The 21,057-nt window shown below is 43.2% G+C and carries 22 protein-coding genes and 3 pseudogenes; 10 read left to right on the forward strand and 15 right to left on the reverse strand.

The genetic code is table 11. The features are described from left to right. Window positions 1-276: 276 nt before the first annotated feature. Window positions 277-1,764, reverse strand: coding sequence for a VPA0450 family T3SS effector inositol phosphatase (locus AB6E08_RS18510; RefSeq protein WP_017096459.1), 1,488 nt, complete (start codon window positions 1,762-1,764; stop codon window positions 277-279). 30 nt (window positions 1,765-1,794) lie between these two features. After that, window positions 1,795-2,244 (reverse strand): Ati1 family type III secretion system chaperone, encoded by a 450-nt coding sequence (ati1, locus tag AB6E08_RS18515; protein WP_017100160.1) that lies wholly within the window; start codon window positions 2,242-2,244, stop codon window positions 1,795-1,797. Between the two features lie 377 nt (window positions 2,245-2,621). Between ati1 and AB6E08_RS18520 the strand changes: the two are divergent. Further along, window positions 2,622-2,936 (forward strand): annotated as a pseudogene (locus AB6E08_RS18520) (transposase); the annotation flags it as partial. A 381-nt stretch (window positions 2,937-3,317) separates the two neighbouring features. Here the strand turns inward: AB6E08_RS18520 and vopD are convergent. Genes vopD through sctW form a run of 12 tightly spaced genes read right to left on the reverse strand, consistent with a single transcriptional unit; the run spans window position 3,318 to window position 13,045 of the window. Then, window positions 3,318-4,319 carry a type III secretion system translocon subunit VopD gene (gene vopD, locus AB6E08_RS18525; RefSeq protein WP_069591733.1) on the reverse strand — a complete coding sequence of 334 codons (1,002 nt, stop codon included), beginning with the start codon at window positions 4,317-4,319 and terminating at the stop codon, window positions 3,318-3,320. 9 nt (window positions 4,320-4,328) lie between these two features. Continuing rightward, window positions 4,329-5,528 (reverse strand): type III secretion system translocon subunit SctE, encoded by a 1,200-nt coding sequence (gene sctE, locus AB6E08_RS18530; protein WP_017096455.1) that lies wholly within the window; start codon window positions 5,526-5,528, stop codon window positions 4,329-4,331. Window positions 5,529-5,531: 3 nt separating this feature from the next. Next, window positions 5,532-6,023 (reverse strand): SycD/LcrH family type III secretion system chaperone, encoded by a 492-nt coding sequence (locus tag AB6E08_RS18535; RefSeq protein WP_017096454.1) that lies wholly within the window; start codon window positions 6,021-6,023, stop codon window positions 5,532-5,534. A 12-nt stretch (window positions 6,024-6,035) separates the two neighbouring features. After that, entirely contained in the window at window positions 6,036-7,922 is a 1,887-nt protein-coding gene (locus tag AB6E08_RS18540; RefSeq protein WP_017096453.1) for a virulence-associated V antigen, read from the reverse strand. 10 nt (window positions 7,923-7,932) lie between these two features. Further along, window positions 7,933-8,223, reverse strand: coding sequence for an LcrG family type III secretion system chaperone (locus AB6E08_RS18545; RefSeq protein WP_017096452.1), 291 nt, complete (start codon window positions 8,221-8,223; stop codon window positions 7,933-7,935). A 40-nt stretch (window positions 8,224-8,263) separates the two neighbouring features. After that, the gene (locus AB6E08_RS18550) at window positions 8,264-8,698 is read right to left on the reverse strand and encodes an LcrR family type III secretion system chaperone (protein WP_017096451.1); all 435 of its coding nucleotides are present in this window, start codon (window positions 8,696-8,698) and stop codon (window positions 8,264-8,266) included. Further along, complete coding sequence (sctV, locus tag AB6E08_RS18555) at window positions 8,698-10,824, reverse strand: type III secretion system export apparatus subunit SctV (protein ID WP_102249940.1); 2,127 nt, start codon at window positions 10,822-10,824, stop codon at window positions 8,698-8,700. Before sctV ends, AB6E08_RS18550 begins: the two co-directional genes overlap by 1 nt. Next, entirely contained in the window at window positions 10,808-11,146 is a 339-nt protein-coding gene (gene vscY, locus AB6E08_RS18560) for a type III secretion system chaperone VscY (RefSeq protein WP_017096449.1), read from the reverse strand. Before vscY ends, sctV begins: the two co-directional genes overlap by 17 nt. A gap of 5 nt (window positions 11,147-11,151) precedes the next feature. Continuing rightward, complete coding sequence (gene vscX, locus AB6E08_RS18565) at window positions 11,152-11,529, reverse strand: type III secretion system protein VscX (protein ID WP_372066088.1); 378 nt, start codon at window positions 11,527-11,529, stop codon at window positions 11,152-11,154. Then, window positions 11,526-11,900, reverse strand: a complete 375-nt coding sequence (sycN, locus tag AB6E08_RS18570) for a type III secretion chaperone SycN (RefSeq protein WP_017096447.1) — start codon at window positions 11,898-11,900, stop codon at window positions 11,526-11,528. The genes vscX and sycN overlap by 4 nt, the downstream gene beginning before the upstream one ends. Then, window positions 11,887-12,171, reverse strand: a complete 285-nt coding sequence (locus AB6E08_RS18575; protein WP_017096446.1) for a TyeA family type III secretion system gatekeeper subunit — start codon at window positions 12,169-12,171, stop codon at window positions 11,887-11,889. The genes sycN and AB6E08_RS18575 overlap by 14 nt, the downstream gene beginning before the upstream one ends. Further along, window positions 12,152-13,045 (reverse strand): type III secretion system gatekeeper subunit SctW, encoded by an 894-nt coding sequence (sctW, locus tag AB6E08_RS18580; RefSeq protein WP_017096445.1) that lies wholly within the window; start codon window positions 13,043-13,045, stop codon window positions 12,152-12,154. The genes AB6E08_RS18575 and sctW overlap by 20 nt, the downstream gene beginning before the upstream one ends. A gap of 186 nt (window positions 13,046-13,231) precedes the next feature. On the opposite strand from sctW, the gene sctN reads away from it, so the two are divergent. The 9 genes and pseudogenes from sctN to AB6E08_RS18625 all read left to right on the forward strand — a co-directional run. Next, window positions 13,232-14,554 (forward strand): type III secretion system ATPase SctN, encoded by a 1,323-nt coding sequence (gene sctN / locus AB6E08_RS18585; protein WP_017100265.1) that lies wholly within the window; start codon window positions 13,232-13,234, stop codon window positions 14,552-14,554. Then, window positions 14,551-15,012, forward strand: a complete 462-nt coding sequence (gene sctO, locus AB6E08_RS18590; protein WP_017096443.1) for a type III secretion system stalk subunit SctO — start codon at window positions 14,551-14,553, stop codon at window positions 15,010-15,012. Before sctN ends, sctO begins: the two co-directional genes overlap by 4 nt. 9 nt (window positions 15,013-15,021) lie before the next feature. Then, window positions 15,022-16,077, forward strand: a complete 1,056-nt coding sequence (locus AB6E08_RS18595) for a type III secretion system needle length determinant (RefSeq protein WP_372160161.1) — start codon at window positions 15,022-15,024, stop codon at window positions 16,075-16,077. Further along, a complete protein-coding gene (gene sctQ, locus AB6E08_RS18600) occupies window positions 16,077-17,042 on the forward strand; it encodes a type III secretion system cytoplasmic ring protein SctQ (RefSeq protein ID WP_029223742.1) in 966 nt (321 codons plus the stop codon). The genes AB6E08_RS18595 and sctQ overlap by 1 nt, the downstream gene beginning before the upstream one ends. Then, a complete protein-coding gene (gene vscR / locus AB6E08_RS18605) occupies window positions 17,039-17,689 on the forward strand; it encodes a SctR family type III secretion system export apparatus subunit VscR (RefSeq protein ID WP_017096440.1) in 651 nt (216 codons plus the stop codon). Before sctQ ends, vscR begins: the two co-directional genes overlap by 4 nt. A 13-nt stretch (window positions 17,690-17,702) precedes the next feature. Next, window positions 17,703-17,969, forward strand: coding sequence for a type III secretion system export apparatus subunit SctS (gene sctS / locus AB6E08_RS18610; RefSeq protein WP_017096439.1), 267 nt, complete (start codon window positions 17,703-17,705; stop codon window positions 17,967-17,969). Further along, the gene (sctT, locus tag AB6E08_RS18615) at window positions 17,966-18,748 is read left to right on the forward strand and encodes a type III secretion system export apparatus subunit SctT (protein ID WP_029222875.1); all 783 of its coding nucleotides are present in this window, start codon (window positions 17,966-17,968) and stop codon (window positions 18,746-18,748) included. The genes sctS and sctT overlap by 4 nt, the downstream gene beginning before the upstream one ends. Window positions 18,749-19,035: 287 nt before the next feature. Beyond that, on the forward strand, window positions 19,036-20,088 hold the full coding sequence (sctU, locus tag AB6E08_RS18620) for a type III secretion system export apparatus subunit SctU (RefSeq protein WP_017096437.1): 1,053 nt from the start codon (window positions 19,036-19,038) through the stop codon (window positions 20,086-20,088). 114 nt (window positions 20,089-20,202) lie between these two features. Then, window positions 20,203-20,602, forward strand: a pseudogene (locus tag AB6E08_RS18625) (IS3 family transposase); the annotation flags it as partial. Window positions 20,603-20,800: 198 nt separating this feature from the next. Here the strand turns inward: AB6E08_RS18625 and AB6E08_RS18630 are convergent. Beyond that, window positions 20,801-21,006 (reverse strand): annotated as a pseudogene (locus tag AB6E08_RS18630) (transposase); the annotation flags it as partial. Window positions 21,007-21,057: the final 51 nt, after the last annotated feature.

Consider the following 21,057-nt stretch of genomic DNA (forward strand, 5'->3'; position numbering starts at 1 on the left):
ATACGCGAAACGGGGTTGTTCTATCTTTAAATTTAATTACGCAACAAAGCCCCTTTATATCGACAAATTCTTGAGTTTAAACTTCTTCTATCCAGCGAAAATTGAAGCGAGCCAAGGCGAGCAGATCATGACAAGAAACGAAATGCGTCAAACGCTTTTTGAGTATATATAGGTTGATTACTATCGAACGAAAAGGCAATCTTACGATCACCTTTTGTATTCATCATTCCTATTCATCTAGATAGATTCACAAATAGGTATTCTGGTGAGTCTATCTTAAAGGTTGGCAATGAACTGCTGGTTAAACTGAGCGTTTACTTTGCGGTTAAGCTGTTCGTATTTCTCGGTCAATTCAATTTGTTGAGTCTGTAGTTGACCGGTGGTCAGGTTAGCAGTGTGAAGCTGACGCATCTCTTCCATAAAGCCATTTGTTAGCTGGCTAAAGATGGCATCTTTGCCGATGATAAAGCTAGTGAAGTTCTCTTTTACAAACGCTTGTTCATCGCTACTCAAGTTTTCTAGACCAAGGCGAGCTTGATTCGCTGAGGTCACATCATCAAACGTCGCTTTTGCCGGATCAGTACCAGGATTTAAGTACGCTGCTTCATTTTTGAAGTCTTCTGCTGTATGTGTTTGTGCGTTTTCAATCAGCTTTTGAGAGGAGCCTCTTACTTCAAATGTAGACTGTACTGGCTTGTGGTCGCTGACATTATCAAACCCTTCAGTGATAACACTGGTTTCATGGTTTTGTAAGTTGCCTGTTTTATTTGTTAAGCCAGTATTATCGAGCTCACCGAAGTCAGGTCGGTCACGACCTTCTTTTTGTTTAATATTACCAGTGTGCTTATCAAGCTGCATGTAAGTGTGACTATTAAGAGGATTGAACTTAAAGCCATGCTTGGCTAAATGCGTATCATCATGTGCGACTGGATCGTACATCACATCAGAACCTTGAGCGGTGCGTTTTTCACGCTCATTCAGATCACCAGTGATCAGAACCTCTTCATGCGGTTTGCTCCCTTCCATCAACTTGTTACCTTCGAATTCACGTTTGACTTCTTTGTTAGAATCCAAGTGTGCAGAAATGACGTTTAGAGCTTGACCATTGATCTCTAGAGCCGTTTTTACGCCACCTTTATTACCAGTGATACCCATGAAGAATTCCATGTTTCGACCACCGATACCATGACGGTATTCAGACTCTTTTTTGACGTTAATATCGACGCCGTCTTTTGCAAAAACGGACATTGAAGTGTAGCTAACACCTTCACCAAGACCTTTCGTCATAACTTTCATTTTGTTTTGACTCAGAAGGTTCATACCATCAAGTTCAAGATCGTTAGCAAGCAATTTAGACTCTTGTTCCGCAAACAAAACCACATCATAGTCACCTTTTTGAATCAGGTTCTGGAAGTAGTTCTTTGTGTCTTCCGGCATCTTTTGGTTTGCTTGGTTATAGGTCAAAGTTAAGACCTTAACGTTGCCGCTGCCTTCTTTTTTATGCAGTTGTTGATTCATCTGATTCAGCTTTAAATCACCGTTTTTTGAAGAATCAGCTTTACTAAAGAAACGATTAAAAAAGCTTCGGTTTTCTTTTTGTTTTAGAGTAACGTCACCATCGCTATTTTTAGTTACGCTGTACTCTTTACCAAATACAGAACCAAATTTAACGGTATCGCCTTCTTTGGCGCTACTTTTAATATTTTGAATATCTGCGAGGTCTAAATTACCTCGATGCTGGCTATTAATTTGAATTGTAGACATACATTAAACTCGTATTTTAAATAAGGGAACTTAAACAAAGATCCCAGCAGGAAGTGTTTCTGGGATTGGCTCTGCGTTATCCGCTTGTTCAATAAAATGGTGCCATTGCTCCATTCTTTCTAACAGTTGCTGAAAAGTGTTCTGCACATAATCTTGAGGTTTGTTTGAGAGAAAAATAACCTTGTAGCTCGTTAACCTTCGGCTATCGGGCATTAGACCGATACCGAAACCACCACGGAAAGGTTCCAGAGCATGTTCACCAATCGCGATAGCAATCGTTTCTGGAAGAGGGGTTGGCAACTCCACAGGGCTGGTGAGAGACATGTGTAAGCTAATGGTGGTTTCGTTCTTAAATACGGTTAAGAAAAGTGCTTCATCATGATTATTCGTATCCGATGATAACTCACATTGAAATAATCCGTTTTCATCAAAATCCACGCCGTTACCTAAAAAACTGATACTTTCCTGATAAATATCCATTGTGTTCCTTCTGTGTATTTTTCTGAGGGTTCTTATTCGTAGTGAGAAGAATTATAAAGATGAGGGAATGGCAAGATATTAAATACGGGCGGAAGTTTTTATACTCAATGAACTTTAAGAGGCTTTGATGCTTAATTTAGTTTAGAGACAGAGTCGCACCGTTTCGTGTGCTTCTTAGTCAATACGACAAGTTTTATAACCCAGTAAGCTTGTTCAACGCTTTGCTCATCGCATAAGTTTCACCCACCTGTGCATTGTAATTTCTTAAGCTCATCGTCCTCCTAGTAACAGAGAATGAATGCATTGTTGCTTAAATCAGTTGAACCTTTTCCAAGTCTTGTGATCTGATCCTTTATGGTAGTTAGAACGGTGGTGACATGGGTAAAGCGGAAAAGAAGATAACTAACTGGGCGGAATACAATAAGGCTCTGTGCAAGCGTGGTAGAGGTTTCCAGTATTCTGATACCGCGATTGAAACTGCCTTGATGATTAAGGGGATCTTCTATCCGCCATTACGTGCTCTTCAAGGCTTTATTGATTCTATCTTTGAGCTATTGGATGTTCCACTGACGTCCCCTGACTACACCTGTATCAACAACCGTTCGAAGACAGTTCAGGTCAAATATCGCAATAAATCCAAAGGAGCTATTCGCCATATAGCGATTGACTCGACTGGTCTCAAAGTTTTTGGCGTCGTTGAACCTCAAACTGATTTGATCAACAACGCCGAGAATGAGTGGATTCCATACATCGCGGAAAATCTAAAGTAAAATGGCTATGAACTTATGCTAGGAGTGGGTTTTATTATTGGGTTGATAATCGCAACAAAGCGTAGATAAGCGTGTCAATGATCTCCTCAAGGAAGAGTTCTTGCTGACTCAGGACAAAAATCTTAACGAGTTAAAACGCTTATTGAAGAGTTGATACATACGTCTAACGAAATTAGGCGGCATTTCAGTCTAGGTGTGAATTTGCCAAATAAAATGCATGAAAAAAGCCAGTAACTTGCATTACTGACTTACTAAAAATTGCCAACCTACTTTAGAAGAAGGGGACTCTAATCCGCAGTGGTTTTAAACGGTAGGAGCAGATGCTCGCCATGCTTGGTTTTGGCTATCAGCAATTGAGCGAAACAGATCCCGCAGCTCTTTAAGCATACTATCTTGAAAACCAATATTTTCGTCAGCTTTCTGTTTCAATGCTTGTGCACGTGTCGCTAGAACTTCATCTTCTTTACCGCGAGCCTGAGCTTTAGTTTGCTCTACATTTGATGCTGAGTTTGCCATCTGACTAAGAGACTGAAGAATCGAATTTCGCGCTTGATTAGAGGTGGTAGCTTTGTCAAACTTTCGCCCCCCTTTTGTCAATTTATCAGTCAAATTACCAAGACGGTCTTGCCCGACATCCTGAACACGCTTTAACTGTTGCTGTTGAGTTTTCGATAACCCACCATTGTTCAACAAATCATTAGCCTTATCTACACCAGCTTTTTGTGTTTTCAGTAATGTATTAGTCGATGCTTCCGCTTTAATTTGTTTACCAGCTTTAGCAGAACCTATTCCGCCCAAAATTGCCGTTACACCGGCTAGAACTCCTGAAACTACAGCCATTGCGATCATCGCTTTAGCAGATTTATTTAGCTCTTGTGCTTGACTCTTAAGGCTCGCTACATTCGCTTCAACCGCGATTTCACGTTCAAGTGTTTGTTGTTCTCGGCTTAACTTCGAAACTTGGTACAGTAAGGTCATCAAAGCAAGAGATTCCGAAACCGTATTTGACGATGATTGAGTTCCAGATTGACCATGAAGTGCTTTTTCTAGGGTTTTCATAAGCAGATTTGCTGTTGGTGCCAAAGCGGTCATCAGCTTTTCAACCACGCGAGCTTGTTCTCCACTTTTCGGCGCTTTAGGTCCTTCCAAAAGATAATGTTTAGCACCTGACACCGCCGTCTCATCGTTACCACGAACCGCTGCTTCGGTTTTTGTCTCGGGGGCTTTTTCAACCTTAGTCGTTTTATCTATCTCACCCAAACCGTATAGATCTGCATTCCCAGTCTTACCAATTTTATCTAACATAAATTCTCCTTAAACCGTCGCTGGACGATTCATTACCGTTTCCATCGTTTCGCTTTTCGCCTGAATCATCTGCATGATGACATTCATCAACTCTTGGAAACCTTCCATCATCTTAGCGATTTCTTTTTTAAGCTTATCAATAACCGATTGAGTCAGCACCTTCTCCGCTTTCTGCTGAGTAAGATCCGCATTAATTTCTGTCACTTTAGCTTTATTATTGGAATGAACACTATCGGCAGAGCCTTTACCAACATTAGAAAGAAGATCTAATGACTCTGCAGCAAATCGAATACCTTTAGCTGTCGTCGTGGCTGCTTTAGAACCCATATCTGCAACTTTTGCCATATTAGCTGCCGCTTTAGTCGCAATATCAGTGATTTTTTGTGCTACTTTACTGGCACTTTTCCCCGCCAATTTAGCAATACCGCCCGCAGCCGCGCCGCCAAACGTCACAACAGCCCCAATAACCGCAACCGCAATCTCTAAAGCCATCATAACTTTGCTGAGAGCATCGACATTAATGCCAGCTTCTTTCATTGCATTTTGAACAGCTGGTTCTTGCATAGCCATACTGACTACACCCAATACACCACCGGCAATCATTAGTGCACCAGCTGCTGCTCCAACACCAGTTGCCACCATTACAGCGCCCACTATAATCGAAACTGCGGCACTGACCCACCCAAATATCTTGGAAACCAGACCCGATTTTTTCGCTTCTTTAGCCGCAGCTTCAGACTCTTTGAGTTTTTGTTCGTTATCCTTTATTTCTTGTTCGTGTTTCGCTTTCGCTACTTTTACTTCTTGGATCTTAAGCTTGTTTTGTACGCTCTTCAGTTTGTCTGTGATAGCAGCTAGCTCTACCTCAAAGTCATCGGCTGACCCTGCCAGGATTTTCACTGCTAGTGAGCCCGTGTTGTCGGCGACCGCATGTAAAACCTTGGCAATCGAATCAACGATTTTTTGTAGTTGATTCATGGCTTTCAGCGTTAATTCATTGACCTTATCGCTAACTGCAGCGTTCGGTGCATCAAGCTGAACTTTAACTTTACCAGTGTTCGGTACTTCAGATTTTTTACCTTTTACGTTTTCAACCGTTACTGAAGCTGACACGTGAGATGCAGTCTTAGTAACCTTATCTAACATTGTTTGACCAGAATCCGGTAAGTATGCCTGACTCTGAGTGCGGTCTAGTGCGATAGAATTCATATTCTAGTTACTCCTTTTGTTTTTCACCGCTTCTAACATGATGCCTGCGCGTTGATGCAAATCTGCATACTCTGGTTTTCCGGCAGACATCCCCTTCGCGCTGTAAAACCCACTCTCTGCCTCTGTTAATTGCTCAAGTTTTAGGTAACACTCTGCAGAGTGGAAAGGTGGGCGTGGGTCATTAATATCTACAAGCGCTGCATAACTGTAGGCGTCAATCGCCTGCAGGTACTCACCCAGTTCTTGACGAGCAGCTCCTAAACCAATAAAAAATCGTGCTTGGTAGTGGTCAAGCATGCTAAGCAGTTGGAATATCTTACCGGCTTGCTCTATTTTTCCTGATTGGAAAAAATTGAATCCAACAGCGTAAATGTGCTCAATGGTATCTGCTGATACATCGTGCAGCATTTTTAACGTTCCACCTTCCTCAAGAAACGAAAGGAGTTCCTCTGCTTGCATTTGAGATGGGTCAGTTACCGGGTTTTGTGTAGTCATGGTTATTTATCCTTAAATCGCTCGTAGGATTGCTTGCAAAATATTGTGGTACTTTTGAACAAATTTGTTCATAGCTTCAACAGTTGCGTTGTATTGGGAACTGATGTCGCTTAACGCAGTAGTTTTTAACTGTACAGAATCGTTAATTGGCTTCGACTTACTTGAAACCGAGCTAGAAAAATTACTAAGGTATTTGTTATCTGTATTGTTATAATATACATCGCGACTAACAGTCACTCCTGCATGCTCTAAAAATTGTTTGTGAGTAAAGTATTTAACTCCATCAGAACCAACCCTTGGAGTTATATGTTTTTCTAAATACTTAAACTCCTTACCTTTTTCAAACTTTTGTTGAGTCTCATATCCGAAATGTTTATAAGTAAAATGCTGCCTGTCTGGATAATAATGCCCACCACCAGTACTTGAGTTAATTATCTCCGATAACTTTGTACTGATGGTAGTCTGGACTTGACCAAATATTTTTAGTTTAGTCGTAAGCTCTTGGAGTTCCTCTTTCTTCTCGTTACGCTTTTCAAGACGGTTCACTCGACGCTCATTTAAAGAAAACAGCACGCGCTCATCAAAACGATCGCCAATAGTCGAATCAATCACAGATAACAAATCACGAGAGGTTAACGAGTGCTCAGCTTTAACATCTGCTTTCCTTTGACCGTCAGTCCCTACCGTTATTTTCTTTTCATCTTCTGTGATTTTACTTAAACGAGCTTTCAGAGCGGCTAGGTTACTCATCATTTTTTTATGACGAGTGGCAAAGTCGATACCAACATCTTTCCTCAACATCATTTTTTCAAACTGAAATCTTATATCTCGTGCTGTATGCTGTTTTATTTGGTCAACCTGTTGTTGTGGAGTTTGGAACTTCTGCACTTCGTGAAGACTGCTATAAAAGGCATCGACTTGAGTGTTTATAAGACTCACAGCCATATTCGAGAATAAGCTAGAGAGCGTTATATCCGTAGATGAGCTCCTTAGCTTTGCAATTGCCGCATCAAGTACTATTTGCAGCTTACTAACCGAACCAGCTCCATAAGCATTTGCGTATTGACCTTTTACTTGGTTCACCAGATCGTTCAGCCCTCCTCTAAGCTCCTGCTTAGACATACCTGGAAGCCAAGTGATTTTATTTGCCAAAAGTTGTGCATCACTGCCACTTAGCGTAAGACCTGCATTATTTAAAGATCTAGTAAGCTGTGCTAAAACTGCTGCTTTGAAGCTTTCTTTCGTTAATAAATAATCCGAGTTATTTAGCTCGTTGATGTCTACCGAACCTAGATTGCGAAATGCATTACGCAAAAAAGAAATAGCGTTCTCACGAACCTTACTAGAGCTCATTTGCTGAGAAAGTGAATTTATAAACACACTGATCTTCGCAGTAGCTTGTTTAAGTGCATCGGCATCTAAGTTAGCTATTTGTTCTTCTTGGGTACTCTGGCTTCCTAATCGGAACTGATTGATAAAGTCTGTAGGGAGCGAATTGTCTACCTTGTCACTTAACTGCTTTTCGAACCAAGTTCGGAATTGGTAAGTAAGTGTTTTGTTGACTCCGTTTACCAAGTCTTGAGGTGAAATCTGACCATTCACCGCTTGATTTTGCAACGATTTCATCCAATGAGCAGCAGTATCAACTGCAGCAGTGCCAGTAAATGCTGCTTGTTTTTCTAGTAGTTTCCTCAATGAATTGGCATAAAGATCAAGGCTATCTTGTTCACTACGCCCTAACACCTTAGGCAATTGACTAATCAACGCCTTCAACTTAGCCGCATTTGGCTCCCCTAAAATATTAGCCAATTTATCAGCCAAACGATCCTGAAATGAGGTCTGCGGCTCTGGTCGAGGTCCTACCCCACCTACTGGGTTTCTTCTGTTTATATCCGTCATTTAAAAACCTTTAAATTACTATGCCACGAAGTAACACAGGCCGCTTGCGCCTAGAGCCTTCGGCATTAGTGCCGTGGAGCGGATGTTGTTGTTGTCTGCGGCGTTGTACTTCCTCGAGCAATTCATGTTCTGCTTGTTTCATCAGTTTGGGATCGGCGTTTAACCCATCAAGCAGAATATTTCCTGCTACTGGACCAACACCTAATCCTTCAAGTAGTTCATTGAACACTTCAGCTCTGTCATCTGCAGTAAGGATAGCAAGTTCTGATTTTTCAATGGTTTCGGTAAAGGGTTGCTTCATCTTGATACCTATATTAAAGCGAAGCATCTATTAGATGCTGTCAGTAACAGTCGAGAGTTTTTACTTTCTTTCTCTTTTTAAGTGGGCGGTAGTCACTCAGGCGCAAGTAGTACCAATCATCTTGTTCATCGTGACTCGCACCACAGGCTCCCAAATAGAATTGCGCTAATCTTTGGTTACTCATATTGCTACCACGCAATACGTCAACGTTGCCACGAATGATCCAGTTGAGTGGGTACAATCGGATAGCATGTTCTGCGAGTAAAAACAGTGCAGAGAAAGGATTGCTCAAACCTTGGTTTGGAGTAATTCTTCGCAACAAAACGATGATAATTTCACCATCGTCTACTCGGAACACGAGCTCCATACCGTCGTATTCGTAGCGATGGCCAAGTAAGATCGTGCTTTTCTGCCAGAAATAAGGCCTCACTTTGATTCCTGACGTCACTAAAGACTGACTGAGTACACATGCCATTACATTCCCACCCTGCCTAAAGGTTGAATATTAATTTGTTGCGTTAGTTCTTGAAAAGACAGCACTGGCAGATCGTAGTATTCAGATTCAATCAATTTTCGCACGTAACGGCGTACGTCCATTGACACCACTAACACTGGTTTATTTGGCATACGGCTCAAATCACCAACTGCTTGCTTAACGTCGCTGACAAACTGTTGAGTAACGGAAGGGTCAAGCGCTAAGTAACTGCCCGACGAAGTCTGACGAATACCGTTACGGAGCATATCTTCCAAGCTCTGATCTAACAGGTATGCTGGCAACATATTTTGACCGCTGGCGTACTTGTAACAAATATAGCGTTTCAAACTTGAACGGATGTATTCAGTCAACTGAACCACGTCTTTTTCTTTTTGTCCCCACTCCACCATTGCTTCTAAGATCACTCGTAAGTTACGAATAGAAATATCCTCAGAGACAAGGCGTTGTAGGATTTCCGTCATTTTTTGCAAAGGCACAATACGCTGTGTCTCTTTTACTAATTCGGAATAACTGCCTTCCATTTGCTCTAGCAAATAACGAGTCTCTTGGATACCGATAAAATCTTGGGCGTACTCTTTTAGCACATGAGATAGGTGGTAAGTCAAAATACGGTCGGGAGTTAAAAAGCCCACTTGGCTGTTTTCTAGTTTTACTTTATGACTGTGGTCTACCCAAATACTCGAAATTCCCGGTAGAAAATCGTCATCTTTCTCGTAAGGTATACCAAGCAAATCGATCTGCTCATTATCTTCTGTCACCAGCAGTTTTAAGCTTTGAATCCGACCGCGGGCAACTGGCACTTCTTGCAATTGAATCAAGTATTCACCGTTGCTCATCCCTTCGTTAAATCGTAAGTGAATCCCCGGGAACGGCACGCCGAGATCTAGGTACAACGCTCGTCTTACTCGTGCGAGCTCATCATTCAAAGCGACGGCTTCTAAGCTCTCTTGTAAGCGAGCATCCAAATCGATTAGCAGCGGTACCGTCATAGCGAACTCTTCTTGTTCACCTAGTTTTCCTTTGCTGTTGCGCTGAGGTGCCGCTTTGTTCGATTTGGCGGCTGGCGAGCCCGCGCCTTGGGCAACAAAACTTGGTAAGTCGGCACTGCTTAATTTACTTTGTTGTTTTTTGTTATGGAGTAAGAAAAAGCCGCCACCACCGACTACAATAGCAAGAACAAAGAAGGTAACCTTCGGGAAACCGGGAATAAGCGCAAACAACACTAGCAACACACCGCCAATCAACAAAGCTCTTGGTTGTGCTGTAACCTGTGCTCCGATATCTGAGCCTAGGTCAGAGGACTCTTCATTCGAAACGCGCGTCACAATAATACCGGCAGTAATCGCGATAAAGAGAGCCGGAATTTGCGATACCAGGCCATCACCTACGGTCAAAACAGCAAATAGCTCCAATGCTTCCGACGCTGACATGCCTTTTTGAGTCACACCTATGGTTACACCGCCAAGAATATTCACCACGATTATCACCAGACCAGCAATAGAGTCTCCTTTTACGAACTTCATCGCCCCGTCCATAGAGCCGTACATTTGGCTTTCTTTTTCAATCACTGAACGGCGATGACGCGCCTCATGAACATCGATTACCCCGGCGCGCATATCGCCGTCTATACTCATTTGCTTACCCGGCATCGCATCAAGGGAGAATCGAGCACTGACTTCCGCTACCCTTTCTGAACCTTTAGTAATCACCATAAACTGAACGATTGTGATGATCAGGAAAACTACGATGCCCACGACCAGGTTACCACCCACGACGAAGTTACCAAAGGTAGAAACGATTTGACCAGCATCACCTTGCAGCAGGATAAGTCGTGTTGTAGTGATAGAAAGTGACAAGCGAAATAGTGTAGTGATCAACAGAACCGCTGGGAATGCAGAGAACTCTAGGGGGGATGTAATGTAGATAGCAATCATCAATAAGACGACCGCTATACTCATGTTGGTACCGATAAGTACATCCACCAATGTCGTAGGTAAAGGCAAGATCATCATAAAGACGATTGCCAGTAGCATCACGGCAAGCATGATGTCTTTACGCTGCCCAACCTTGTTAATAATATCGATCAACTTATTCATTTGGTTCACTATTTAGAGATTTTATATAACAGCGATGAGCGCGGCGCGCGCCCTCAACATCATCTTGTTTCCAGCGGGCTTGGCTAAGACAAAACCATAAACCAGCTTCATTAGAGTTGTTGGCTTCCAACAAGCTTTCGCACAGTTCGATTGAACGAGCGTACCGCCCTAAATCCAGGCATGCTACCGCTAATGTTTGGCGAGCTTCTTTATGCTGAGGTTCGATTTCCAACAGCGCTTCGAGTAACATAATTGCTTGTTTAGGTTTTTTATATTGAACTTGGAGAGCCCCGTGGATAAGCAATAGCTCCACATCTTTTGCTTGTAACATGGGAGTTAAACCTGAATCAGTAGATTCAACGCCATGGTGAGATAACGTTGATCTAATTGAGTAGTTTGCAACGTTTCCGCTGCTTGAGTTAGCGAATGAGAACCATTTTTCTTCGCCAAGTCTTGAAGTCTTTGCAGAGTTATATCAAACTGCTGACGGTATTTTTCTGGGCGAAGTAAGTCTGTATGTGTAATCTTTGGCTTAGCGAGTGGCATCAAGTACTGCTCTGAAGGGCGAAGTTCATACAATTTCTCTAGGTGCGTCGCGATGGCTTGACCGTCAGGTAGCAGTTGAAAACGTTGTGGAAAGTCGCTTTCGACTTGCTCAAGAGAGATATGAGCAAAACTTTCAATACCAACGTTTAATGTACTAATCCGATTCATGAGTTCACCACGTCGTTATGCAAACGAACTAGCAACGCGAATGCTTGTTCTATGGTTGGTAAGGTAACTTCATCGCCTTCAATTTGCGCTGAGAAAACTAACGCTTGTTCATCGAACAGCCCAGTTTTAATAGTGAATGGCCACCCTTGCCCTGAATGACAAAAGCTCAGTGCCTTTTTAATTGACTCATTAGATTGATGCCATGGCAGCGCTTTTACCAACATAAGAAACAAACAATCCTGATATTTCTCAAGGTACAAGGTGCCGCTTTGTTCAAAGCTCAACTGAACACGTCCAGCCGACGAGAAATTTACGGCTTCAAGCCCCATTCCTCGGCAAAAATCATCCACTGACGCATCAATCCAATTCATCGTTCCAAATTTCCTCTTCTTCTAAATCAATCGCTTCATCAAGCACTTTTTGTATTGCTTGTATTAGGTTTTGCCGCTGTTCTTCGTCGTTAAACACATCAATGGAAATATGCCGAACTAAGTTGTGCAGTTCTCGTAAAAAACTAATTTGTCGCTCAATGGCCCCCAACTTCATGGCGTTCACTAAGTTCCATATCTCTTCGCTTCCCACCCAGCGCTGCTCAACTAAGTCGATGACATCCGACATTAAATCAGTAACTTGATAAGCCATGGCTTGCCTGCTGAGGTTTAAACATCTGATAGATATTACTAACTTGATCTTGAAGGGTATTCAGCGTCTTAAGTTTTTGCATATCTGACATCAAAAGCTGCAGCTTAACCGAATCAATATTACTGCCTTGAACACTTAAATCTGCACTCATACCTTGCAACATAAAGTCGACGGCGGTGGACACCTCTTTTTCACCAAATCGCTCAACCACATCCTTGTATGCCGAGCCTAAGCCTTGGTAACTGTGTACTGTGTCACGATAGAAACCGCGTAGTTGGTGCAAACTGCTAAAGTCTTGCTCTTTGCTATATTCATCAGCAAAGCTCGACACACGAATCTCGGTATCAATCTGAGACCAAGAATCTGGATTTTGCTCAAAGTTCAGAAGGGCTTGGTCAATCAGCGCCAACAGATTCTTACTTTCTGGGTTCGCTCCGAGAAACTTTTTTACCGCCTTTAATGCAAGGTACTGGTGACTCTTCTCTTCAGAAAAGCCATTAAGGTAAGCTTGTAGCTGCGCGATCGTTGATAAGTTGCCACCCGCCATCTTGGTAGCAAGGTCTTTGATCTTTTGGTTCTTCTCAAGATCAGGAACTTTCCTTAAATATTCAGACACCAACTCATGAGCTTCATTAACCCGAAGACCACCATCTTTTACTTTACGTTTGGTTAGATCTTTTTCTGCTTTTTCTGAGCCTAATGACGTCAGCTCCTCCATTGCGTCAAATAATGATTGAGTAGCATTGTGTACTCGGACGCTCTCGCCTCGATAGTTTCCACCAATTGACTCCCCAGAACGTACGTACTCATGACCGCTTCGAATTGGCGTGTCAAACTTGTTACCCGTTGCAATTTGATTGTTGATAATACTCACTCATTTGCACTCCTTTCGTACAATATGACTTGAGTGTAAATGTTATATTTGCAATAGGCTGTCAAAATCAGACGTGTTTTTTTAGGGCATTTTTAGTTTTCTAAAAACTCCCGACCAATAGTCACTATAAATACTGCCCCATCCTTTCTACTCTATCACTACCAGTTATTACGCATATTTCCTAAATTGAACGATTTCTCATACATCACCGAAACGCAACAATCTGCTATCAAACAAACTCGTTTGATACAAATCCGCGGCCGAGTTACTCAAGTTACTGGCACCATCATCAAAGCCGTGGTTCCTGGTGTTCGTGTTGGGGAACTTTGTGAGTTGCGCAACCCTGATCAAACCTTGTCGCTTCTCGCGGAAGTGGTTGGTTTTCAGCAACATCACGCGTTACTTACTCCACTTGGAAACATGCTTGGTATTTCCTCCAACACCGAAGTGAGTCCACTTGGAAAAATGCATGAAGTAGGCGTTGGCAACCACTTGTTAGGTAAGGTACTGGATGGACTGGGTCGCCCGTTTGATGGCACCCAAAATAAAGAACCGAGTGCTTGGTATCCAGTTTACAAAGATGCACCGCCACCGATGCAACGAAAATTGATCGAAAATCCCATCTCCATGGGGGTTCGTTCGATAGACGGATTACTCACCTGCGGCGAAGGACAAAGGATGGGTATTTTTGCCGCGGCTGGTGGTGGTAAAAGTACCCTACTCGCCAAGTTCATCCGCTCCGCTGACGTTGATGTCACAGTTCTCGCCCTTATCGGCGAAAGGGGGCGTGAGGTTAAAGAATTTATCGAACACGACCTTGGTGAAGAAGGCATGACAAGGGCGGTGTTAGTCGTAGCAACCTCAGATAGACCTGCAATGGAACGTGCCAAAGCTGCGTTTGTGGCCACCTCCATCGCAGAGTACTTCCGTGACCAAGGTAAACGCGTCCTACTGCTTATGGATTCTGTCACTCGCTTTGCCCGAGCTCAACGTGAAATCGGCTTGGCAGCAGGTGAACCACCAACACGACGAGGTTATCCGCCTTCTGTTTTTGCTGCATTGCCAAGACTGATGGAACGTGCTGGCCAATCAGACAAAGGCTCCATCACCGCTCTGTACACCGTACTTGTAGAAGGTGACGATATGACAGAACCAGTTGCCGACGAGACCCGATCAATACTTGATGGTCACATTATTCTTTCTCGGAAACTGGCCGCAATGAACCACTACCCAGCCATTGACGTGCTTCGTTCAGCAAGCCGTGTAATGAACCAAATCGTGGATAAAACTCATCAAGCATCGGCAGCTCATATGCGTGAAATGCTGGCAAAATATGAAGAAGTTGAACTGCTGATTAAAATTGGCGAATACCAACATGGTGCTGATAACCGCGCGGATATGGCCATTGATCAAAGTGATGATATCCGAGCGTTTTTACGTCAAGGCACACACGAAACAAGTGAGCTCGACGAAACCGTGACTCAGTTACAAGGACTCGCGGGCTTATGATCGAGCAGTTACTAGAGATCAAAACGATTCGTGCCGAGCGAGCTGACAGTGCAGTTCAGCAGCAAGAGTACCGAGTCAACAACGCCCTCTCTATAAGGCGAAAATCTGAGCAGTCCGTAGTCGATTATCACCAATGGCGAAAAGAAGAAGAAGAGCGACGATTTACCAAAGCGAAGCAGAAAATGGTGGTGCTAAAAGAACTCGAGATATTGCGACAAGAAATCGCACTATTGAGGGAAAGAGAAGCCGATTTAAAGCAGCGAGCCGCTGAAGCCAAAAAAGTATTGGAGCAAGAAGCTCAACGGCTCAAAGAGAGAAAAAAAGAAGCAATCGCCGCTCATAAAACCAAAGAAAAATTCATTCAGCTAAACGAACAAGAAATCGCTGAACAAATACGTCAAGTGCAGTACCAAGAAGAGCTCGAACAAGAAGAGTTTCGTAGTGCCATTGTTTCATAGAAGGTAAAAATGCGAGTCAAACACGATCACCCAGACACAGCAGGATTTCCCAAAAAGGTTCGACAGAGTCCCGCGACTAACGTCTCGGAAGAACTTGAGTCTATCTTTAACAATGCTCTGAAGCCTAAAACTCAGCCAGCCAATCTTCAGCAAAAGAGTGCCAAAGACCAAGCTGATTCAACGGATTCAACGGTTTCAACGGTTTCAACGGATTCAACGGTTTCAACGGTTTCAACGGATTCAACGGTTTCAACGGATTCAACGGTTTCAACGGATTCAACGGATTCAACGGTTTCAACGGATTCAACGGATTCAACGGTTTCAACGGATTCAAGCGCATCTCTTGATGGCTTGTATCTCGATCCCAAAGACATTATTGACGGTTTCCCAAAAGGCTTGAATACTCAACCAGCGCCAATCCAGTTTGATGGTAAAGCCGCTACCTCTGTGCAAAACGTCTTGAATGGTCAGCGACTAAAGCCCGATACGACAGTAAAAGAAGCGGTAACCTTAAGTAACGCGCAGATTAACACAGAAGCGAAAGCTACGTTGTCCGCATTTGAAGAGAAGCTAAAACCCTTAAAGCGCATTGATTTACATCATTCAACCTCTGAAGTGGGCACCAAACTGCACTCGGCGGCGAATATAAACCAACCGACTACTCAAGGTGATGTGATCCTAAAGAGTATGGAAGCGCAAACACCTCGCAGCTCGGCAAGAAACGTGAACGATCTGATTAGTAAGTTGGTCGAAAAGATCTATGTTTCTCTCCCAACAGCGAACGAGAAGGAGGTCCGACTGTTTCTCAATGAAGGTCAATTGAAAGGTGGTGAGATCTCCATTAAGCACGACAGTTCTGGTTACAGCGTCTTAATTAAACAAGAGCATGCCCTTTCGCTAATCAACCCAAACGCTAAACAAGAATTGGTTGAGCGCTTACAACGCTTGGGGATTGAACAACCGATTCGAATCTCAATCAGCGAGCAAATGAACCAACAACAAGATCAACAACGTTCTCGACAACAACGCAGTATTTATGATGAATGGAAGCCTGAGGACGAATGATGATACTTAATTTCCCTAAAGTCGACGCATCAAGCATCTCGCTAAGCAATCAACTATGTGCGAAACAATGCCACTTTCAAGATAGCCTGAGCAACAGCCTGTCGGTTACGCTAGGGCCAAAACCTCAATTTACTGGCTATCGTTTGGCGTTATTCATTGGAGGGCAAACGATCAAAATAGATTTTTGTGGTGCGCAATTACAGTTGTGGTTACATGACATGCTTGACTCAACGGCTTTTGAATCACTACCAAACTCATTGCAATTGGCGTTACTCAATAGCCAGATTGAACCATACACCGATGTGATTAAACGTCTTTTTGGGCAGCTTCCTGTCTTAAGCAAGTTACAACCTCTTGAACAGCAAACTCAGCAAGAGAATGTATTGATGCTCACCATCAACCGTGATGACGCATCTCTTAGCCTCTGGGTGCATGAAGGTCGAGATGTGCTACTTGGCGCGTTGCCACAAGCACCATCTTACCTAAGTCAAAATATTGCACTACCATTCTGGTTGAGTTTTGGCAAAACACGTTTGGCAGTCAGCCAATTCGAGCAACTGGAATTGGGGGATGTGGTGTTTTTCGATGATTGCCACATCGCACAACATCAAGTGCTCTTTCAGATATCCAATCAAAACCTTTGGCGATGCCAACTCGACGAAACCATACTCCACATCCTAGATAAAGAAACCAATATGAACGATATCAATAGCTCTGAAGTACTTACCGACCACAAGCAACTGCCAATTGAACTCACTTTTGATGTTGGTCAGCAAACCATAACTTTAGAACAACTTAACGCGCTACAACCTGGCTTTACCTTTGAGCTTAACCAGCCAATTTCAAACCCGGTCACTATGCGAGCAAACGGAAGAATTATTGGTGAGTGTGAACTTGTGAGCATCAATGAACGCTTAGGTGTTCGCGTTCTCGAATTGTTTGGCGGTAGTCAGGAGCCAGCATGATCCAGTTACCTGATGAACTGAACCTAATCGTCACGCTCGCCCTACTTGCTTTGGTTCCTTTCATTGCAATGATGGCGACCTCTTTCGTAAAGCTTGCTGTGGTGTTCTCTCTATTGAGAAACGCACTGGGTGTACAACAAATACCACCCAATATGGCGCTGTACGGATTGGCGATAATTTTGTCGATCTTCATTATGGCACCAGTAGGATTTGAAACCTACGACTACGTTACACAACATGAAATATCCCTAGAAGATTCCGACAGTGTTGAAGGGCTGATTGAAAGCGGACTGCAGCCATATCGAGAGTTTTTGAAAAAACACATCCGTGAAACTGAAACGGTGTTTTTTACCGATGCTGCGAGAACCTTGTGGCCACAGAAGTACTTCGACCGCTTAGAGTCAGACAGCTTATTGTTGTTACTCCCCGCCTTCACGGTCAGTGAACTAACTAGGGCATTTGAGATTGGTTTCTTGTTGTATCTGCCCTTCATCGCTGTCGACCTAATCGTGTCCAACATCCTACTGGCAATGGGGATGATGATGGTATCGCCGATGACAATTTCGCTACCATTCAAACTACTGCTTTTTGTGTTACTTGACGGTTGGACCAAGCTAACTCATGGCTTAGTACTCAGCTACGGATAGTGAGGAGAGAAATATGAATCCGGCCGAAATAATCCACTTTGCCACTCAGGCTTTAACGCTTGTTCTATTCTTGTCGCTGCCACCGATTCTGGTTGCGGCGTTTGTTGGCACCTTAGTCTCACTCATCCAAGCACTGACTCAAGTTCAAGAACAAACGTTGGGATTTGTCGTTAAACTGATTGCCGTCATAATTACCTTGTTTGTTACCGCACAGTGGTTGGGCGCCGAGCTGCATTCGTTTGCAACATTGACCTTAGATAAAATCCCGCAAATACGATGAGTTACGATGATTTGCACCACGCACTGTTCCTGTACAGCTTAACGCTTCCTAGGTTAATGGCTTGTTTTATATTCCTGCCGATCTTAAACAAGCAAATGCTGGGTGGCACCATGGTGAGAAATGGAATCTTGTGTTCTCTTGCACTTTTTATATTTCCTATAATTAATCAACAAAATTTACCTGCAGAAACGGATGGAATCTGGTTAATGGTTATCTTGGGGAAAGAGGTGTTATTGGGTCTGCTCATTGGCTTTATTGCGGCGATCCCCTTTTGGGCAATCGAGGCGGCAGGCTTTCTCGTGGATAACCAGCGAGGCGCAGCCATGGCGAGCATGTTTAACCCCACCCTCGGTTCGCAATCGACGCCAACGGCGGTATTGTTGACTCAAACTCTGATCACTTTGTTCTTCTCGGGCGGTGGCTTTGTCACTTTTCTTTATGCGCTATTTTCCAGTTACTCGTCATGGCCTGTGATAGGTTTTTTTCCAACCATAACAGAAGGGTGGGCACGCTTTTTCTACGACCAATTTGAGCAATTAATGTGGCTTGGAGTTTTGATGTCTGCGCCTATAGTACTGGCGATGTTCCTTGCCGAGTTTGGGCTTGCGCTCATCAGCCGATTCGCACCACAACTCAACGTTTTCTTCTTGGCAATGCCGATCAAAAGTGCCATCGCCAGTGTGTTATTGATTGTGTATCTGGCTCTGATGATGAACCACTTTCAAGCACTTTTCTCTGAAATCGCACTGTTCTCAGAGCAGCTAAACACTATTTGGTAATCGCTAGAGTCTGCTTATCTCTCGAACTTATTTTTGCAGCGACTTGTAGATTGTTCTTGCAAAAATAGATGCTTTGAAATGTGGTAACTCTATTCGATAAACCTATAATGCAGTGGAAAGAAACCACAAACGCCGTCCAAAGAGTTCAGCTAAAACGTTTTACTCTTTGTTGAGAGGGATTTACTTAGAACGATTCGGCGAAAAGGAATTAGCCGTCCGCCTCTCACCTGATTAAAACGCTTTATCTCGAACAAAATTCAACCAAAATAAATAAACAGGTCCTAATAATGAGCGGAGAAAAAACTGAACTCCCCACCCCAAAAAAACTCAGGGATGCCCGCCAAAAAGGGCAAGTTGCAAAAAGTCAGGAAATCATTTCATCTTCATTGATTCTGTCTTTGATTGTCGTGTTGTTTGCATTCGCCGATTACTATATGTCGCACATATCTGCCCTAATTTTACTGCCAAGCAAATTGGCATATCAGGGCTTTCAAGATGCACTACTCGACGTAGCTATCGCCATCGCCAAAGAAATGGTTTATCTGCTTGCGCCGATCCTCTTGATTGCAACCTTAGTCGCCATCATGGCTAACATGGGACAGTTCGGCTTTCTATTTAGTGGCGAGTCTGTCAAACCGGACATCAAGAAGATCAATCCAGTCGAAGGGGCAAAGCGAATTTTTTCGTTAAAGAGTATCATTGAGTTTATTAAGTCCATTCTCAAAGTTTCGTTACTTTCATGCATTATTTGGATAACGCTGAAAGGTAACTTAAACACGTTACTGCAGATACCTACCTGTGGGTTAGAGTGTGTACCGATCATCACTGGCGTATTAATCAAACAATTGATGATTATCTCTGCGGTAGGCTTTATTGTGATTGCCGCAGCCGATTTTTCTTACCAAAAGTTCGACCACACTAAACAGTTAAAGATGACCAAAGATGAAGTGAAACGTGAATACAAAGAGATGGAAGGCAGCCCTGAAATAAAAAGTCAACGTCGTCAACTGCACCAAGAAATGCAAACTTCTAACCAAAGAGATAACGTTAAACGCTCGAATGTGCTGGTTACAAACCCAACACACATTGCCATCGGTTTGTACTATAAAAAGGGCGAAACACCTCTGCCTGTGATTACCCTAAAAGAGACTGATGCGATGGCAAAGCGTATGATTGCGATTGCCAAAGAAGAAGGGGTTCCGGTGATGCAGAAAGTACCGCTCGCACGTGCGTTATATGCTGATGGGCAGTTAGACCAATACATTCCTGGCGATCTTATTGAAGCCACCGCAGAGATCCTGCGCTGGGTTGCGTCTCTGGAGCAATCTGAAGAGCAATAAGCGAGAAAACTATGTGGTTCAAGGTAAATATCGCTAGTACTCGACTCACTCAACTTGAAGATACAATTTTTAAGACATGAAAATGATCCATTTCTCCGTAAGCTATTGGTTGTGCATTACACCAGGCTCAATCGTAGAGCAAAGAAAGTAGAGGTCTCATTTAAGCCAAAAACGAGAAAAGCAATACAGCACCTAGCCATTGATGCGACTGGCCAATGGTTGATGGCGAAGGTGAATGGAAAGTCAAAAACGCAAGACAGATGGCAAGCGGAGAGTTTGTCGATATCGTATAACTCAAAGCATGAGCCGTCGTGGTAATTGTTGGAACGCCTGTTTTGAAAGCTTTTTCCACTCAATGAAAGTAGAAGCTGTCCAAGACGAGCCGATAATGATGCGAGAAGAGATGCTTCAAGCACTCTTTGAATACATCGAAGTTGTTTATAATCGAACAAGAAGGCACAGGGCTCTTGGGTATCTAAGCCCAATTAACTTTGAAAAACAATATGTCGCTTAATACCTTCTCCAGTCTAACTGGAGCAGATCATTAGGGCGAATGTCAAAGCTATAAACAAAGTCATAGGACTAGGTATGCCTGTTAGAAGCTAACTATTAGTCAAATATGGCGTCGTTGAACCTCAAGCTGATTTGATCAACAACGCCTACAAGAACAGATTCACACGATTGAACATAATGATAGTGGCTATATACCCAATCAACTTGAAGATGCAGGCTTGAGAACTTGAATTTATCATTAATTCGAGATGTCAAAGAGCCTGCGATCTCTGGAAGAGTCACAGTAAAAAATTGACCTATTGCCGCCTTGAAGTCCCGTTTGCTTTTGAAGTAAACATTGTTCCTCGACTTCTCATTCATTACTTTCCATAGCCGCTCTATTGGGTTTAGGTTTGGGCTATAAGGGGCTTTGTTGCGTAATTAAATTTAAAGATAGAACAACCCCGTTTCGCGTAT

It is taken from the genome of Vibrio sp. 10N.247.310.24 (assembly GCF_041467175.1).
In the GTDB taxonomy this organism is placed as follows: Bacteria; Pseudomonadota; Gammaproteobacteria; order Enterobacterales; family Vibrionaceae; genus Vibrio; species Vibrio tasmaniensis_A.

Coding starts and splice junctions, on each gene's coding strand:
- sctE (WP_017096455.1), bottom strand. CDS start 5,528: ATGAATTCTATCGCACTAGACCGCACTCAGAGTCAGGCATACTTACCG.
- vscR (WP_017096440.1), top strand. CDS start 17,039: ATGATCCAGTTACCTGATGAACTGAACCTAATCGTCACGCTCGCCCTA.
- vopD (WP_069591733.1), bottom strand. CDS start 4,319: ATGTTAGATAAAATTGGTAAGACTGGGAATGCAGATCTATACGGTTTG.
- vscY (WP_017096449.1), bottom strand. CDS start 11,146: ATGTTACAAGCAAAAGATGTGGAGCTATTGCTTATCCACGGGGCTCTC.
- AB6E08_RS18550 (WP_017096451.1), bottom strand. CDS start 8,698: ATGGCATGTGTACTCAGTCAGTCTTTAGTGACGTCAGGAATCAAAGTG.
- AB6E08_RS18595 (WP_372160161.1), top strand. CDS start 15,022: ATGCGAGTCAAACACGATCACCCAGACACAGCAGGATTTCCCAAAAAG.
- sctS (WP_017096439.1), top strand. CDS start 17,703: ATGAATCCGGCCGAAATAATCCACTTTGCCACTCAGGCTTTAACGCTT.
- AB6E08_RS18545 (WP_017096452.1), bottom strand. CDS start 8,223: ATGAAGCAACCCTTTACCGAAACCATTGAAAAATCAGAACTTGCTATC.
- AB6E08_RS18510 (WP_017096459.1), bottom strand. CDS start 1,764: ATGTCTACAATTCAAATTAATAGCCAGCATCGAGGTAATTTAGACCTC.
- sctT (WP_029222875.1), top strand. CDS start 17,966: ATGAGTTACGATGATTTGCACCACGCACTGTTCCTGTACAGCTTAACG.
- AB6E08_RS18575 (WP_017096446.1), bottom strand. CDS start 12,171: ATGGCTTATCAAGTTACTGATTTAATGTCGGATGTCATCGACTTAGTT.
- sctU (WP_017096437.1), top strand. CDS start 19,036: ATGAGCGGAGAAAAAACTGAACTCCCCACCCCAAAAAAACTCAGGGAT.
- sctO (WP_017096443.1), top strand. CDS start 14,551: ATGATCGAGCAGTTACTAGAGATCAAAACGATTCGTGCCGAGCGAGCT.
- AB6E08_RS18540 (WP_017096453.1), bottom strand. CDS start 7,922: ATGACGGATATAAACAGAAGAAACCCAGTAGGTGGGGTAGGACCTCGA.
- vscX (WP_372066088.1), bottom strand. CDS start 11,529: ATGAATCGGATTAGTACATTAAACGTTGGTATTGAAAGTTTTGCTCAT.
- sycN (WP_017096447.1), bottom strand. CDS start 11,900: ATGAATTGGATTGATGCGTCAGTGGATGATTTTTGCCGAGGAATGGGG.
- sctQ (WP_029223742.1), top strand. CDS start 16,077: ATGATACTTAATTTCCCTAAAGTCGACGCATCAAGCATCTCGCTAAGC.
- ati1 (WP_017100160.1), bottom strand. CDS start 2,244: ATGGATATTTATCAGGAAAGTATCAGTTTTTTAGGTAACGGCGTGGAT.
- AB6E08_RS18535 (WP_017096454.1), bottom strand. CDS start 6,023: ATGACTACACAAAACCCGGTAACTGACCCATCTCAAATGCAAGCAGAG.